Annotated in this window: 14 protein-coding genes; 1 reads left to right on the top strand and 13 read right to left on the bottom strand. The window is 61.6% G+C overall.

What is annotated here, in order from left to right:
* Positions 1–290 precede the first annotated feature (290 nt).
* The 3 genes from ACSQ2A_RS06445 to proS form a co-directional block, all read right to left on the bottom strand.
* Positions 291–977, bottom strand: coding sequence for an ABC transporter ATP-binding protein (locus ACSQ2A_RS06445; protein ID WP_436071520.1), 687 nt, complete (start codon positions 975–977; stop codon positions 291–293).
* Entirely contained in the window at positions 970–2,280 is a 1,311-nt protein-coding gene (locus tag ACSQ2A_RS06440) for an ABC transporter permease (RefSeq protein WP_436071519.1), read from the bottom strand. The genes ACSQ2A_RS06445 and ACSQ2A_RS06440 overlap by 8 nt, the downstream gene beginning before the upstream one ends.
* Before the next feature lie 62 nt (positions 2,281–2,342).
* Positions 2,343–3,692, bottom strand: a complete 1,350-nt coding sequence (gene proS, locus ACSQ2A_RS06435; protein WP_436071518.1) for a proline--tRNA ligase — start codon at positions 3,690–3,692, stop codon at positions 2,343–2,345.
* Between the two features lie 294 nt (positions 3,693–3,986).
* Here proS and ACSQ2A_RS06430 point away from each other — a divergent pair, with 294 nt between their 5' ends.
* A complete protein-coding gene (locus ACSQ2A_RS06430; protein ID WP_436071517.1) occupies positions 3,987–4,310 on the top strand; it encodes an MmcQ/YjbR family DNA-binding protein in 324 nt (107 codons plus the stop codon).
* A 177-nt stretch (positions 4,311–4,487) separates the two neighbouring features.
* Here ACSQ2A_RS06430 and ACSQ2A_RS06425 read toward each other — a convergent pair whose 3' ends face one another.
* The 10 genes from ACSQ2A_RS06425 to nuoH form a co-directional block, all read right to left on the bottom strand.
* Entirely contained in the window at positions 4,488–4,739 is a 252-nt protein-coding gene (locus tag ACSQ2A_RS06425) for a DUF1467 family protein (protein WP_436071516.1), read from the bottom strand.
* Between the two features lie 4 nt (positions 4,740–4,743).
* Positions 4,744–6,417, bottom strand: a complete 1,674-nt coding sequence (locus tag ACSQ2A_RS06420) for a ribonuclease J (protein WP_436071515.1) — start codon at positions 6,415–6,417, stop codon at positions 4,744–4,746.
* 72 nt (positions 6,418–6,489) lie between these two features.
* Complete coding sequence (locus tag ACSQ2A_RS06415; RefSeq protein WP_436071514.1) at positions 6,490–7,320, bottom strand: biotin--[acetyl-CoA-carboxylase] ligase; 831 nt, start codon at positions 7,318–7,320, stop codon at positions 6,490–6,492.
* On the bottom strand, positions 7,321–8,766 hold the full coding sequence (nuoN, locus tag ACSQ2A_RS06410) for an NADH-quinone oxidoreductase subunit NuoN (RefSeq protein WP_436071513.1): 1,446 nt from the start codon (positions 8,764–8,766) through the stop codon (positions 7,321–7,323). It lies immediately after the preceding gene.
* A 9-nt stretch (positions 8,767–8,775) separates the two neighbouring features.
* Complete coding sequence (locus ACSQ2A_RS06405; RefSeq protein WP_436071512.1) at positions 8,776–10,359, bottom strand: NADH-quinone oxidoreductase subunit M; 1,584 nt, start codon at positions 10,357–10,359, stop codon at positions 8,776–8,778.
* Complete coding sequence (gene nuoL / locus ACSQ2A_RS06400) at positions 10,359–12,458, bottom strand: NADH-quinone oxidoreductase subunit L (RefSeq protein WP_436071511.1); 2,100 nt, start codon at positions 12,456–12,458, stop codon at positions 10,359–10,361. The genes ACSQ2A_RS06405 and nuoL overlap by 1 nt, the downstream gene beginning before the upstream one ends.
* Positions 12,459–12,468: 10 nt before the next feature.
* Entirely contained in the window at positions 12,469–12,777 is a 309-nt protein-coding gene (gene nuoK / locus ACSQ2A_RS06395) for an NADH-quinone oxidoreductase subunit NuoK (RefSeq protein ID WP_035079223.1), read from the bottom strand.
* A gap of 15 nt (positions 12,778–12,792) precedes the next feature.
* Positions 12,793–13,401 carry an NADH-quinone oxidoreductase subunit J gene (locus ACSQ2A_RS06390; RefSeq protein ID WP_436071510.1) on the bottom strand — a complete coding sequence of 203 codons (609 nt, stop codon included), beginning with the start codon at positions 13,399–13,401 and terminating at the stop codon, positions 12,793–12,795.
* Positions 13,402–13,412: 11 nt separating this feature from the next.
* On the bottom strand, positions 13,413–13,901 hold the full coding sequence (gene nuoI / locus ACSQ2A_RS06385) for an NADH-quinone oxidoreductase subunit NuoI (protein WP_436071509.1): 489 nt from the start codon (positions 13,899–13,901) through the stop codon (positions 13,413–13,415).
* Positions 13,901–14,998: an NADH-quinone oxidoreductase subunit NuoH gene (gene nuoH / locus ACSQ2A_RS06380; protein ID WP_295412089.1), complete on the bottom strand. Its 1,098-nt coding sequence runs from the start codon at positions 14,996–14,998 to the stop codon at positions 13,901–13,903. The genes nuoI and nuoH overlap by 1 nt, the downstream gene beginning before the upstream one ends.

The following is a 14,998-nucleotide window of genomic DNA, read 5'->3' as shown; positions in this document are numbered from 1 at the left end:
GCATGGGAGACGATCCCCTGCCGGGCCCCCTCGCTACTGTCGTCTGCAGACCGTCCACGCGAGGTTGGATGAGAGGGAGAATAGCGCGGGTTTTGCGGGCGGGGATAAGAGGGATAGATTTGCAGCCCCCACCTCCACGGTGTCATCCCCACGAAAGTGGGGATCTCTGCTTCGGGCAATGAGATTCCCGCTTTCGCGGGAATGACGCGGTGATGGAGGGGCGGAAGCCAGGCTTGCCGAGGGCACCCTATCCGCCGCTTCGCGGCGACCTCTCCCCTGAGGGGAAGGCGTCAGAGACTATGCGGAACGACCTTGCCGGCCTTGATGGTGACGATGCGGTCGGCGCGTTTGGCGAGGTCGTGATTGTGCGTCGCGATGAGGGCGGCGGCGCCTTCGGTGCGGATAAGACTTTGCAGGGCCTGGAAGACCAGGTCGCTAGTGTCCGGATCGAGGTTGCCGGTGGGCTCATCGGCGAGGATGACACGCGGATGGTTGGCCGCCGCACGGGCGATGGCGACGCGCTGTTGTTCGCCGCCCGAGAGTTCGGCGGGACGATGAGCAGCGCGGGGAGCGACGCCGAGAATGTCGAGGAGTTTCATGGCGCGTTTGTCTGCGTCGGCAGGCGATTTGCCCGCGATCAGTTGCGGCATGGTTACGTTTTCGAGCGCTGAGAATTCGGGCAACAGGTGGTGGAACTGGTAGACGTAGCCCACCGTATTGCGACGAAGCTGGGTGCGGCTGCGATCGCTGAGCTTGCTGGTCTTGTTGCCGACGATTTCAACCTCGCCGGCCTGCGGGCTTTCGAGCAGGCCACAGAGGTGCAGGAGCGTCGATTTGCCGGCGCCGGACGGGGCGACGAGCGCGACGAGTTCGCCACTTTCGACAACGAGATCAGCTTGGTCGAGCACGCGAACCTGGGTTGCGCCCTCGCCATAGTGACGATGGACGCCGGAGAGACGCAGATAGGAATTACTCATAACGCAGCGCCTCGACGGGATCATATTGGGCCGCGCGCCAGGCGGGATAAAGCGTGGCGAGGAAGCTCAAGGTCAGGGCCAGGACGACCACGACAGTCACTTCGGTTGGGTCCGTTTTGCTCGGCAGGGCCGAGAGGAAGAAGACCTCGGGCGGGAAAAGCGCAATGCCAAGCGTGTTGGAAATGGCCGCGCGGATGGCTTCGGCATTGGCGGCAACGATGAGGCCGAGAACGAGGCCGCTCAGCGTGCCGACGACGCCGATGGTCGTGCCGGTGATCGAGAAAATGCGCATGATGGCGCCGCGGGTGGCACCCATGGTGCGGAGTACGGCGATGTCCTTGCTCTTGTCCTTCACCAGCATCACGAGGCTCGAAATGATGTTGAAGGCGGCGACGAGGACGATCATCGAGAGGATGGTGAACATCACCACGCGTTCGACCTGAAGCGCGGAGAAGAAGGTCTCGTTGCGCTGCTGCCAATCGGTGAGGATGAAGGGGCGGATGTTGGTAGCCGCCGCGAGACGCTCGCGCATCAGAGGAATGGCGTCGGGGTTGTCGATGAAGATTTCCGCGGCGGTCGCCTGATAGATGCGCTCATAGGCGGCGTCGATTTCTTCGTCCGAGGCCATGGGATCGAGCGGGGGCTGGCCGGGCTTCAGGACGTCTTCGTAGAGCTTGAAATAGTCCTGCGCCGTCTTCAGCGGCATATACATAAAGAGGCTGTCGAACTCGACCATGCCCAGATTGAAGATGGTGCGGACCGGGTAGGACTTGATCTGCGGGGTCGAGCCGAAGGGCGTCATGGCGCCGCTGTCGGGATTGATGATCTGCACCTGATCGCCGAGGCCGACGCCCAGCGTCTGGGCCAATCGGTAACCGATGGCGATCCCGTCGTTTTCGTCCCAGCTATCGAAACCGCCCTGCTCTGCCGAATTGAACAGCAGGTCGAGCTTTTCGAGATTCTCGGCATCCATGCCGCGCACGGACACGCCGGTCGAGCCGCCGCGGCCGGAGGCGAGGACCTGGCCTTCGACGTAATAGACGGCGAATTTGACGCCCTGGACTTCCTCGAGGGTTGTCACGGCGTCCTTGTAGTCGGTGAACTTGCTCTCGATGGGGAAGGCCGTGAAGTGGCCATTGAGCCCAAGGATTTTCGTGAGCAGTTCGGCGCGGAAACCGTTCATGACGGACATGACGACGATCAGCGTCGCGACGCCGATCGCCACGCCGACCATGGTGAGGCTGGCGATCACCGAAATGAACGCCTCCTTCCGCCTCGCGCGCAAATAGCGCCCAGCAATCATCCACTCAAACCGGGAGAACGGCCGAGTGGATCGGCCGGCCGGGGCTTGCTGCGCGCTAAGGGTCAAATGTCGTTCATCCGCTGAGGTTCGATAAGGCCCTTGAGACGCTCGACCGCATTGGCGAGCGGCAGCGTCTCGCGCTCGCCAGTCTTGCGATGTTTGATCTCAACTTCGCCCGATTTAAGGCCGCGTGGCCCAAGGATAATCTGGTACGGGATGCCGACGAGATCGGCCGTGGCGAACTTGGAGCCGGCGGGCTGATCGCGATCGTCATAGAGCATGTCGAGACCTGCTGCGGTCAGCTCGGCATAGAGCTTGTCGCACGCGGCATCGGTGTCGGCATCGCCGGCCTTGAGGTTGATCAGCACCGCTTCGAAGGGCGCGACGGAAACCGGCCAGATGATGCCGTTTTCGTCGTGGCTGGCTTCGATGATGGCCGGGACGACACGGGTCAGGCCGATGCCGTAGGAGCCCATGTGGACGATGGTTTCCTTGCCGTCATTGCCGGTGACCGAGGCCTTCATAGGCTCGGAATATTTCGTGCCGAAATAGAAGATGTGGCCGACTTCGATGCCGCGGGCCGAGACGCGCTTGTCTTCCGGCACGGAGGCTTCGAACTCGGCGTGGTCAACCATGTCCTCGGTGGCCGCGTAGAGCGAGGTCCAATCGTTGAAGATCGGCTTGAGGTCGCCGCGGAAATCCGTGTCCTGGCCGGGGATGGGCTTGTCCAGCAGGTCGCGATGGCAGAAGACCTGGCTCTCGCCGGTGTCGGCCAGGATGATCCATTCATGGCTGAGGTCGCCGCCGATGGGGCCGGTATCGGCGCGCATCGGAATGGCGGTGAGGCCCATGCGGGCATAGGTGCGCAGATACGCGACGAACATGCGTTCGTAGGCGGCGACGGCGCGATCCTTGTCCAGATCGAAGGAATAGGCGTCCTTCATCAGGAATTCGCGGCTGCGCATGGTACCGAAGCGCGGACGCACCTCGTCGCGGAACTTCCACTGGATGTGGTAGAGGTTCAGCGGCAGGTCCTTGTAGGACTTTACGTAGGTACGGAAAATGTCGGTGACCATTTCCTCATTGGTCGGGCCATAGAGGAATTCGCGCTCGTGGCGATCCTCGATGCGCAGCATTTCCTTGCCATAGGCATCGTAGCGGCCCGATTCGCGCCAGAGATCGGCGGACTGGATGGTGGGCATTAGAAGCTCGATCGCGCCGGAGCGGTTCTGCTCCTCTTCGATGATCTTCTGGACCTTCATCAGCACCTTGTAGCCCATGGGCAGCCAGGAATAGAGGCCGGAGGCCTGCTGACGGATCATGCCGGCGCGCAGCATCAGCCGATGCGAGACGATCTCGGCTTCCTTTGGAACGTCGCGCAGAACCGGCAGAAAATAGCGGGAAAGGCGCATGGGAACTCCGAAATTCGTGCTTCGACTCAAGACTTTTGTTGATGCCCACTCAGAGCCCAACCGTCCATACGATTCAAGCATGCAAGCTATGCAGAATCTGCGTGACAGGAAGAAAATGTGTTGTTAGGTTCCTGTCACAATAAAACGAAGGCGGTCCAACCGCCAACGGTCGACAACGTCAAGGGAGGAGCGTTGGCCGCACGCTGTAGAGCGAGCCTAAGACCAACGTATTGTCGATTCAACTATAAAGCAGGGCCTTCGTGCCCTGCTTTTTTATTTCGGAATCAAGACGTAATGGCTGACTCTGAAAGTTTCACACGAATTGCCCTCGCCCTGCCCGGCGCCACCAGCGGGCCGCATTTTGACCGCACGGCGTTCAAGGTGAAACGCACGTTTGCGACGCTTGCAGCTGACGGATTGAGCGCAAACCTAAAATTCACGCCGGATGAGCAGGAATTCAAATGCCAGCTCGCGCCGGAGGTGTTTCAGGCGATCGACAATGGCTGGGGTCGTCAGGGCTGGACGACGATGTGGCTGGCGAAGGCGACCGAGGACGATGTCGCTGCGGCGCTTGAAATGGCGCATGTGCACGCGGTCGGTGCGGCAAAGAAAAGCTAACGCTCGGCGTTGAGACGTCTCTTGCCCCTCAATCGTCACCACCGGGCTTGTCCCGGTGGTCCACTCTACACGCGGGATGGCGGGCTGTCGCAAGATGGATTGCCGGGACAAGCCCGGCAATGACGATGGGACGGGGATCGCATTAGGTCGGTTGCTCGCTGCCGCGAAGCGCACGACCTACCGATTCCAGTAGGCCATCAGCGTTTCGTTGGTGAGCACCCACAACAAAAGCGCCGTGAAGAAAATGGCGAGGCCGGTGGCCATAAGAAGTTTGCGGCCCATGCGCGGGGCGACCGGCGAGCCGGGGTCGGCGCCCGGCACGAGCGCTTCGCCTGTTTCGTGATGGCTCCGTGCGCCGATGGGCAGCACTGCGACGAAGCAGAGCCACCAGACGACGAAGAAGACTGCGGCGATCGATCCCCACTGCATGGCTTCAGACCCTGTGTACGAAGACGTTCACGTTGGGCTTGCGGCCCCAAAAGCCATTCACTTCGTTGCGGATGGCCTTGAAGAGCGCCGACGAGAACACATCGGGATCCGTGCGACGCTTGGGCGGCAGGCTCTTGATGGTGTTGGTGACGGTGTCTTCCACCAGTTCCACAAGCGACTCGTCTTCGGTCTCGGGGAGGCCTTCGATGACATAGTCCGGGCCGGAGACGACCTGACCACTGGAATTGACCGCGAGGCTGACGATGATCATGCCGCCAAAGGAGAGGCGGCGGCGACCCTTTACACCTGATTCCTCGGGCGTGCAGAGCACGAGGCCATCGAGATAGAGTTCGCCGGTGCGCACTTCGGCGGGATAGGCCATGGGTTCGGGGAAGAGCCGGACCATGTCGCCGTTGCGCGCTTCGCAGACATTGGGAATGCCTTCTTCGCGGCCGAGTTTGGCGTGGGCGGCAAGGTGCGTCGCTTCGCCGTGCACGGGCACGAGAACCTGCGGCTTGACCCAGGAATAGAGGCGGCGCAGTTCGTCGCGGCGCGGGTGGCCGGTGACGTGAACGAGCGCGTCGTTCTGGGTGATGACCTCGATGCCCTTGTCGATAAGCAGGTTCTGGATGTCGATGACTTCGCGCTCATTGCCGGGGATGGCCCAAGACGAGAAGATCATGCGGTCGCCAGCATTGAGATCGATAACCGGGTGCTCGCCGCGGGCAATGCGGGCGATGGCAGCGCGGGCTTCGCCCTGGCTGCCGGTGCAGATCAGCACGCATTTGTTGCGCGCGATGGTCTTGTAGGCGTCCTGGTCGTGCAGGGTCGGCAGGCCCTCGAGCATGCCGAGTTCCTTGGCGATGCCCATGATGCGGTGCAGCGAGCGGCCGGAAAGGACGACCTGGCGGCCGGCCTGGTGGGCGGCGCGGACGATGGAGACGACGCGGCCGACGTTCGAGGCGAAGGTGGTGACAGCGACGCGATTGGGGGCCTCGGCGATGAGGGCCGCGAGCGTGGCGCCGATTTCGGCTTCGCTCGGGCTTTCGCCGTCCTTGAGGGCATTGGTGGAATCGCAGATCAGCGCCAGCGGCAGATCGGATTCGGTGCCGATGGCCTTGAAACGTTCCACGTCGGTCGGGGCGCTGACGACGGGCGTCGGATCGAGCTTCCAGTCGCCGGTATGCAGCACGCGGCCAACGGGGGTCGTGATGAGCAGGCTGTTGGATTCAGGGATCGAGTGGGCGACGTTGATCGCTTCGATCTTGAAGGGGCCGATATCGAACGGCTTGCCGGGGCGCATGATGCGGACGTCGACGTTTTCGACGATGCCGTCCCCTGCCCGCTTGGCTGCCAGCATGGCAGCCGTAAACGGGGTCGCATAGACCGGCTTGTCGAAGACGGGCCAGAGATCGAGCACGGCGCCATAGTGATCTTCGTGGCTGTGGGTGAGGATCAGGGCGAGGACGTCATCGGCATTTTCCTCGAGAAATTCGGGGTTTGCCATGATGAGTTCGATGCCCGGCAGGTCCGGTCCACCGAAGCTGACGCCGCAATCGACGACAATCCATTTGCGGGATTTTTCGGGGCCAAAGCCATAGGCACCCATATTCATGCCGATCTCGCCGACGCCCCCGAGGGGCACAAAGACGAGTTCATCCCTTTGGTTCTTAGCCATGGGTTTTCTTTTTCCTTTTTGCGCGCGGCGCCTGGCGATCTTTGGTCGCTGGTCGTCGCGCAGATGTTGTGGTCAGCTTCGGGCGCTGGCCGTTGCCCCAAAATGCACATCGCCGGCCGTGATCACGATCCGCGCGCCATCGTCGTCGCGCATGACCAGTCGTCCGGACGAGTCGATGGTTTCAAAAATTCCTCGCCGGACTATACCGTCCTGCGAGACAGCGACCGGGGCACCTATGCCCGCGGCCGAACCACGCCACTGGTTCAAAATCTCAGTGATTCCAGAGCCTTCGTTCCAGAGGGAGAAGGCATCGACCCAGGCTTCCGAGAGCGCTTCGAAGACGTCTTCTGCGCTGCGCTCGTAGCCAAGATCTCTAAGGCTGGTAGCGGGATAGGGCAAACCGGTGGGGGCTGCAATGACATTGACACCAATGCCGATGACGATTGCGTGGCGGCCGCCGGCGGTCTTGCCCATTTCAAGCAGGATGCCGGCGACTTTTGCGCCATCGGCGAGGACGTCGTTGGGCCATTTTAGCGCGACGCGGCCGGAGCCGTTCATGGCGTCGGCGCCATCGATGCCGATGCGGACGGCGCCTTGGGGCAGGATGCGCGCGAAGGCGTTCTGCATGGCGACGCCGGCGACAAAGCCCAGTGTTGCCAAGACGTTGGCATCGGCGTCGGGGACAATGAGGAGGCTGGCGGCGAGGTTGCCGGAGGGGCTTTCCCAGGCGCGTCCGCGACGGCCACGGCCGGCGGTCTGCCTGAGAGCGGCGAACCAGATGCCGCCTTGATCGCCCGCGGCAGCGGCCGCGAGCGCTTCTGAATTGGTGGACCCTATTTCATCGAACCCGGCCAGCCGATAACCGGCAGACCGGGCCTTTGGGCCGAGTGAAAACTCGGCCACCTAGAACAGGCTTCCCGCGGCAATGTGTGCCCAATTGGTTAGCACACTGCCAACACTGAAGTAGTACGTAACGACCAAAAAGGCACTGACCGCGAGAATGATGTTGAGCTCATTCGGGACCGCGATGAAGGTCGACTTCGGTTCGTCGAAGTACATCGTCTTGACGACGCGCAGGTAGTAGTACGCGCTCACGGCCGACGCCAGAACGCCGATGACCGAGAGGACATAGAGGTTGGCTTCGATGGCGGCGAGGAAGACGTGCCACTTGGCGAAGAACCCGGCGAGCGGCGGCATGCCGATCAGCGAGAACATCAGGATCGCCATGATGGCGGCAACGAAGGGACGCGTCTGGGCAGCGCCAGCGAGGTCTTCGATGTTCTCGACGTAACCTTCTTCGGTGCGCAGCGACAGGATGCAGGCGAAGAGGCCGGCGGTCATGGTGACGTAGATCGCCATGTAGATCGCAACGCCTTCGACACCGACCTGGGTGCCGGAGGAGAGGCCGACGAGAGCAAAGCCGACGTGGCCGATCGAGGAGTACGCGATCAGTCGCTTGAGCGAGCGCTGGCCGATGGCCGCGAAGGCGGCGAGGACCATGGAGGCGATCGAGAGGAAGATCACGACCTGCTGCCAATCGTGCGAGATCGGCTGGAAGGTATCCATGACCAGACGGATCATCAGCGACATAGCGGCCACCTTGGGAGCCATGGCGAAGAAGGCCGTCACGGGCGTCGGAGCGCCTTCATAAACGTCCGGCGTCCACATGTGGAACGGCACGGCCGAAATCTTGAAGGCAACACCGGCAAGCAGGAACACCATGCCGAAGACGAGGCCGATGGAGCGGCCTTCCATGGCGATGGCGCCGACGATCTCGGTGAGGTTGGTATGGCCGGTGAAGCCATAGACCAGCGAGGCACCGTAGAGCAGCATACCCGAGGAGAGCGCGCCGAGGACGAAGTACTTCAGACCCGCTTCCGAAGCGCGCTTGTCGTCGCGCTTGATGGCGGCCATGACGTAGAGCGCCAGGGACTGCAGTTCGAGACCGATATAGAGGCTCATGAGGTCGTTGGCCGACACCATGATCATCATTCCCAGCGTCGCGAGGACGGCGAGGATCGAATATTCGAACTTGTGTACGCCGTTTGCCTCGGAATTGGGCATGGCGAGGATGAGCGAGAGCGCAGCGCCGCCGAGAACCAGCAGCTTCATGTAGCGGCCGAAGGCGTCGGCGATGAAGACGCCGTTGAACAGAACCGCGTCGGCGGGGTTCAGCAGAGCAACGACACCGGTGGCGGCGATCAGCAGGACGGCGAGCCAGGAGATGAGGGCCGACTTCTCCTTGTTGATGGCGACGCCCAGGATCACAAGGACCAGGGCGCCGACTGCCATCAGCAGTTCGGGATAGGCAGGCGCAACGCTCGCGAAATCAATAACGTCAGAGTTCACGGTGCTCTCCTAGTGCGCAGCAGGCTCAGCCGCATGTTCTGCGGCCGGCGCGGCCTCGCCCGTGGGCGCGGCGTATTCGAGGGGGGCCCGGGCATCAGCCAGGGAAACGGCAGGGTCGAGGCCAATCGAGGTGGCGTAGTGCGACACCAGATTGTTGACCGAAGCGGCCGTCGTATCGAGGATCGGCGACGGGTAGAAGCCGAACACGATGATCAGGACGATCAGCGGGTAGAGAATGATCTTTTCGCGCAGGTTCAGATCGAGAATGCCCTTGAGGCTTTCCTTGGTGAGTGCCCCGAAGACGACGCGGCGATAGAGCCAGAGGGCATAGCCGGCCGAGAAGATCACGCCGAAGGCGGCGCCGAACGCGACCCAGGTATTGACCTGGAAGACGCCGAGCATGGTGAGGAATTCACCGACGAAGCCCGAAGTACCCGGAAGGCCGACGTTCGCCATGGTGAAGACCATGAAGGCGAAGGCATAGCGCGGCATACGCTCGACAAGGCCGCCATAGGCTTCGATGTCGCGGGTGTGCATGCGGTCATAGATGACGCCAACCGAAAGGAAGAGCGCACCGGAGACCAGACCATGCGAGATCATCTGGAACATGGCGCCCTGGATGCCCAGCGCGTTGCCCGCGAAGATACCCATGGTGACGAAGCCCATGTGCGCGACCGACGAGTAAGCGATGAGCTTCTTGATGTCGGTCTGAACGAGGGCGACCAGCGAAGTGATGATGATGGCGGCGACCGAGAGCAGGAACACGAAGTTCGAGAGCTGGGCCGAAGCATCGGGGAACATGGGCAGGCTGAAGCGCAGGAAGCCGTAGCCGCCAAGCTTTAGCAGGATCGCCGCCAGAATGACGGAACCGGCAGTCGGCGCTTCCACGTGGGCTTCAGGAAGCCAACGGTGGAACGGCCACATCGGCATCTTGACCGCCAGCGAGGCGAAGAAGGCCAGCCACAGCCAGATCTGCATGCTTTCCGGGAACTGGTGGGTCAGCAGGCGCGAAATGTCGGTGGTGCCGGCGTTCCAGTACATGGCCATGATGGCCAGGAGCATCAGGACGGAACCGATGAAGGTGTAGAAGAAGAACTTGTAGCTCGCCTGGATGCGGCGCTTGCCGCCCCAGATACCGATGATGAGGAACATCGGCAGCAGGGTGCCTTCGAAGAAGACATAGAACATGGCGAGATCGAGCGTGGTGAACACGCCGATCATGAGGACTTCCAGGATCAGGAAGACCAGCATGTATTCCTTGACGCGCTTGTCGATGGCTTCCCAGCTCGCCAGGATACAGAACGGCATCAGGAGAGCCGACAGCACCACGAAGAGCACGGAAATACCGTCGACGCCGACGCGATAGCCGATGCTGTCGCCCAGCCAGGGATAGTTGACGACGAACTGGAAGCCCGGATTGGACGGATCGAAGGCCGCCCAGATCCAGAGCGAGAGGGCCAGGGTGACGAGGGTCGTCACCAGGGCCGTCCAGCGGATCGCGTTAAGCGCCGTCTTGGGCGTGACCAGAACCAGTGCCGCGCCGAGGAGCGGCAAGAAGGTCACGATTGAGAGGATAGAGTTCTCGAAGGTCATCAGATCAGTCCCCCGGCCGCGATGGCCCAGGTCAGCAGCGCCGCGATGCCGATCAGCATGGCGAAGGCATAGTGATAGAGGTAGCCGGACTGGAGTTTCACAACCCAGGAGGTGACGTTCTGAACGCGACGGCCGAGGCCCTCGGCGATCTTGCCGTCGACCAGCCAGTCATCGAACCCATGCCAGATGGCGCGGCCGATCCAGAGCGCGGGGCGCACGAAGATCGTGTTGTACAGTTCGTCGAAGTACCACTTGTTCAAGAGGAACTGGTAGAGCCCCGGATTGGTGGCGGCCAGCTTGCCCGGGATATCCGGACGACGGATGTACATGTACCAGGCGGCGACGAAGCCGATGATCATGGACGCCGTGGCGCTCCACTTCACCCAGGTCGGCACATGGTGCGCTGCCTCGATGATCTCGTGGTCGATGAAGATCGAACCGGCGAAGAAGTGCTCGATGTGCTCAACGTCATGGAAGAACATGCCGTAGAAGACGACACCGGCGAGCACCGCACCGACAGCCAGCACATAGAGCGGTACCAGCATGACGTTGGGCGCTTCGTGGGCGTTGTCATAGGCCGAGCCGTGGTGGCCGTGGCCGTGCCCATGATCATCATGGGCGTGGTCATCATGGGCGTGATCATCGTGCGCATGATCGTCATGAGCGTGATCGTCGTGGCCGTGAGCGGCTTCGCGCGGCGTGCCGTGGAAGGTCAGGTGGACAAGGCGCCAGGAATAGAAGCTCGTGAAGAGAGCCGCGATCACCAGGAGCCAGAAGGCGAAGCTGCCGATATTGCCGCCGACCGCATAGGCCGCTTCAATGATCGAGTCCTTGGAGAAGAAGCCAGCGAAGCCGAAGTTGGTGCCCGGGATGCCGACGCCGGTGAGAGCGAGGGTGCCGATGAGCATCATCGCATAGGTGATCGGGATCTTCTTCCGCAGGCCACCCATGTTCCGCATATCCTGCTCATGGTGCATGGCGTGGATGACCGCGCCGGCGCCGAGGAACAACAGAGCCTTGAAGAAGGCGTGGGTGAAGAGGTGGAAGATACCGGCCGAATAGGCCCCTGCCCCAAGCGCCACGAACATGTAGCCGAGCTGCGAACAGGTCGAGTAGGCGATGACGCGCTTGATGTCGTTCTGGACGAGGCCGACGGTCGCCGCGAAGAACGCGGTGATGGCGCCGATGACGATCACGACATTGAGGGCGAAAGGCGAAAGCTCGAACAGCGGCGAGAAACGGGCGACCATGAAGACGCCGGCCGTGACCATGGTTGCGGCATGGATGAGCGCCGACACGGGGGTCGGGCCTTCCATGGCGTCCGGAAGCCAGGTGTGCAGCAGGAACTGCGCCGACTTACCCATGGCGCCCATGAAGAGCAGCAGGCAGACGACGGTCATGGCATCGAGGTTCCAGGAGAGGAACTTGATGACCGGCAGGCCGGTGGTCGCGAATTCGTCGGCAGCGTGGAAGGCGCCGTCGAAATCGATGTGACCGAGCACCAGGAAGGCACCGAAGATGCCGAGGGCGAAGCCGAAGTCACCGACGCGGTTGACGATGAAGGCCTTCATGGCGGCGGCGGTTGCCGAGGGCTTGGTGTACCAGAAACCAATCAGCAGGTAGGACGCCAGACCCACGCCTTCCCAGCCGAAGAACATCTGCAGGAAGTTGTCAGCCGTCACCAGCATGAGCATGGCGAAGGTGAAGAGCGAAAGGTATGCGAAGAAGCGCGAACGATGCGGATCCTCGCTCATGTAGCCAATCGAGTAGACGTGCACGAGGGCCGAAACCGTGTTCACGACCACCAGCATGATGGCGGTGAGCGTATCGACACGCAGGGTCCAGCGCAGGTCCATGTCGCCGACCTGGATCCAGCGCATGACTTCGACCTTGAGCACGGCCGTATGACCATCGCCCACGGCGCCGACAAGGCCATCGCCAAAAGCGACGGGGATGAACACGAACCAGCTCAGCACTGCTGCGATGAGCAGCAGGCCGGTGGTGATGAACTCAGATGGCCGGTGGCCGATGGACCGGCCCAAAAGGCCGGCAATAAGCGCCCCGATGAGGGGCAGGAAAACAATCGCCTGAATGATCATAGCGGTGCTCTTAGCCCTTCATCAGATTGGCGTCTTCAACCGCGATGGAACCACGGTTGCGATAGAAAATGACCAGAATGGCCAGACCGATGGCGGCTTCAGCAGCAGCCACGGTGAGGATCATCAGCGCGAAGACCTGGCCCTGCAGATCCTGCAGGTGAGCACTGAAGGCCACGAAGTTCAGATTGACCGCAAGCAGGATCAATTCCACCGACATCAGGATGACGATGACGTTCTTGCGGTTGAGAAAGATGCCGAACACGCCAAGCGTGAACAGGATGGCTGCAACGGTCAGGTAGTGACCGAGCCCGATTTCCAAGCCCATGATAAACCCCTATAGCCCCTGACCGCTCTTGACCTTGACGACCTTCAGCGTCTCGCTCGCCTGACGAGCAACCTGCTTGATCGGATCCTGGCGCTTTGCCGACGCGCGGTGACGCAGCGTGAGCACGATGGCGCCAATCATGGCGACCAGCAGAATTGCACCAGCACCCTGGAACAGGAAGAAGTAGCGCGTGTACAGCACGAGACCGAGCTGACGCGTATTGTCCATGGCCGCATCGATCGGCAGACCCGACCCGCTCGCGACTTCTGGCGAGATGAAGAAGCTGCCGGCAACGAGCAGCAGCTCGAGCAGCAGGATCACCCCGACCAGAATGCCGATGGGCGCATATTGCAGCATGCCCTGGCGCATTTCAGCGAAGTCGATATCGAGCATCATGACGACGAAGAGGAAGAGCACGGCGACCGCGCCCACATAGACGACGATCAGGATCAGCGCGAGGAACTCGGCGCCGGCCAGCATGAAGAGACCTGCGCCATTGACGAAGGTCAGGATGAGAAACAGCACCGCATGCACGGGGTTGCGCGCCGAAATGACCATGAAGGCCGAAATGACAGCAACAGCCGAGAAGAGGTAGAAAAAGAATAGTGGAAGGGTCATCCTCTTCCCTCTCAGCGGTAAGGCGCGTCGGCTGCAAGGTTGGACGCGATTTCACGCTCCCAACGATCGCCGTTTGCAAGGAGCTTCTCCTTCGAGAAGTAGAGCTCTTCGCGCGTTTCAGTTGCGAATTCGAAGTTCGGGCCTTCGACGATGGCGTCCACCGGGCAGGCTTCCTGGCAGAAGCCGCAATAGATGCACTTCACCATGTCGATGTCGTAGCGCACCGTACGGCGGGTGCCGTCGTTCTGGCGCGGGCCGGCTTCGATGGTGATGGCCTGGGCCGGGCAGATGGCTTCGCACAGCTTGCAGGCGATGCAACGCTCTTCGCCGTTGGGATAACGGCGCAGGGCATGCTCACCGCGGAAGCGGGGCGACACCGGACCCTTTTCGAAGGGATAGTTGATGGTCGGCTTCGGCGAGAAGAAGTAGCGCATGGCCAGGAAGAAGGCCGATACGAACTCCTTGAGCAGGAGCGTGTTGACGACTTGTGCAGCGCGCATCAGACGATTCCTCCGTGCCAACCCCAGCCCGTGAGCTTGAGGACGAAGGCGACGATCACGACCATGATCAGCGAGAGCGGCAGGAACAGCTTCCAACCGATCCGCATGAGCTGGTCATAGCGGTAACGGGGCACGATGGACTTGGCCATCGCGAACATGAAGAACACCAGGCTCAGCTTGATGAAGAACCAGATGACACCCGGAATCCAGGTGAAGGGCGGCAGATCGATCGGCGCAGCCCAGCCACCCATGAAGAGGATGGTGGTCATGGCGCACATCAGGAGGATCGAGATGTATTCGCCAAGCATGAAGAGCATGTAGGGCGAAGCCGAGTATTCGGTCATGAAGCCGGCGACGAGTTCGGATTCGCCTTCCGCCAAATCGAATGGCGGACGGTTGGTTTCGGCGAGCGCCGAAATGTAGAAAATCACGAACATCGGGAAGAGCGGGATCCAGAACCAGTTCAGGAACGAGAGCCACGGCACGCCGAGCATGTGGGCAAGGCCCATTTCCTTCTGCGCAACGACGATGTCATTGAGGTTCAGCGAACCGACGCAGAGCAGCACGGTGATGATGACGAGGCCGATCGAGACTTCGTAGGACACCATCTGGGCGGCGGCGCGGAGCGAGCCGAAGAAGGGGTATTTCGAGTTCGAGGCCCAGCCGCCGATGATCACGCCATAGACGCCGAGCGAGGAAATGCCGAGCAGGTACAGGATGCCAATGTTGATATTGGCCATGGCCCAGCCATTGTCGACCGGCACGACGGCCCAGCCGGCGAGAGCCAGCGTGGCCGTGAGCAACGGCGCGAGCAGGAACAGGGCCTTGTCGGCGCCGGCCGGAATGATCGGCTCCTTGAAGACGAACTTCAGCAAGTCAGCGAAGGACTGCAGAAGGCCGAAGGGGCCGACGACGTTGGGACCGCGGCGCATCTGGACGGCAGCCCAGATCTTGCGGTCGGCAAGAAGAATGAAGGCCGTGAAGACAAGCAGGGCAACCAGCAAGGCCAGGGCCTTGTAGATAAAGCCGATCTGCACGCCCCAACCGAGGAAGGGGATGCCGAGCAGATAGTCGAGGGCCGTAGTAACGAAATCCAT

It is taken from the genome of Devosia sp. LjRoot3, from assembly GCF_964252865.1.
Lineage (GTDB): Bacteria > Pseudomonadota > Alphaproteobacteria > Rhizobiales > Devosiaceae > Devosia.
This window is presented reverse-complemented; position numbering and strand designations above follow the sequence as displayed.

Coding starts and splice junctions, on each gene's coding strand:
- ACSQ2A_RS06445 (WP_436071520.1), bottom strand. CDS start 977: ATGAGTAATTCCTATCTGCGTCTCTCCGGCGTCCATCGTCACTATGGC.
- ACSQ2A_RS06440 (WP_436071519.1), bottom strand. CDS start 2,280: ATGATTGCTGGGCGCTATTTGCGCGCGAGGCGGAAGGAGGCGTTCATT.
- proS (WP_436071518.1), bottom strand. CDS start 3,692: ATGCGCCTTTCCCGCTATTTTCTGCCGGTTCTGCGCGACGTTCCAAAG.
- ACSQ2A_RS06430 (WP_436071517.1), top strand. CDS start 3,987: ATGGCTGACTCTGAAAGTTTCACACGAATTGCCCTCGCCCTGCCCGGC.
- ACSQ2A_RS06425 (WP_436071516.1), bottom strand. CDS start 4,739: ATGCAGTGGGGATCGATCGCCGCAGTCTTCTTCGTCGTCTGGTGGCTC.
- ACSQ2A_RS06420 (WP_436071515.1), bottom strand. CDS start 6,417: ATGGCTAAGAACCAAAGGGATGAACTCGTCTTTGTGCCCCTCGGGGGC.
- ACSQ2A_RS06405 (WP_436071512.1), bottom strand. CDS start 10,359: ATGACCTTCGAGAACTCTATCCTCTCAATCGTGACCTTCTTGCCGCTC.
- nuoL (WP_436071511.1), bottom strand. CDS start 12,458: ATGATCATTCAGGCGATTGTTTTCCTGCCCCTCATCGGGGCGCTTATT.
- ACSQ2A_RS06390 (WP_436071510.1), bottom strand. CDS start 13,401: ATGACCCTTCCACTATTCTTTTTCTACCTCTTCTCGGCTGTTGCTGTC.
- nuoI (WP_436071509.1), bottom strand. CDS start 13,901: ATGCGCGCTGCACAAGTCGTCAACACGCTCCTGCTCAAGGAGTTCGTA.
- nuoH (WP_295412089.1), bottom strand. CDS start 14,998: ATGGATTTCGTTACTACGGCCCTCGACTATCTGCTCGGCATCCCCTTC.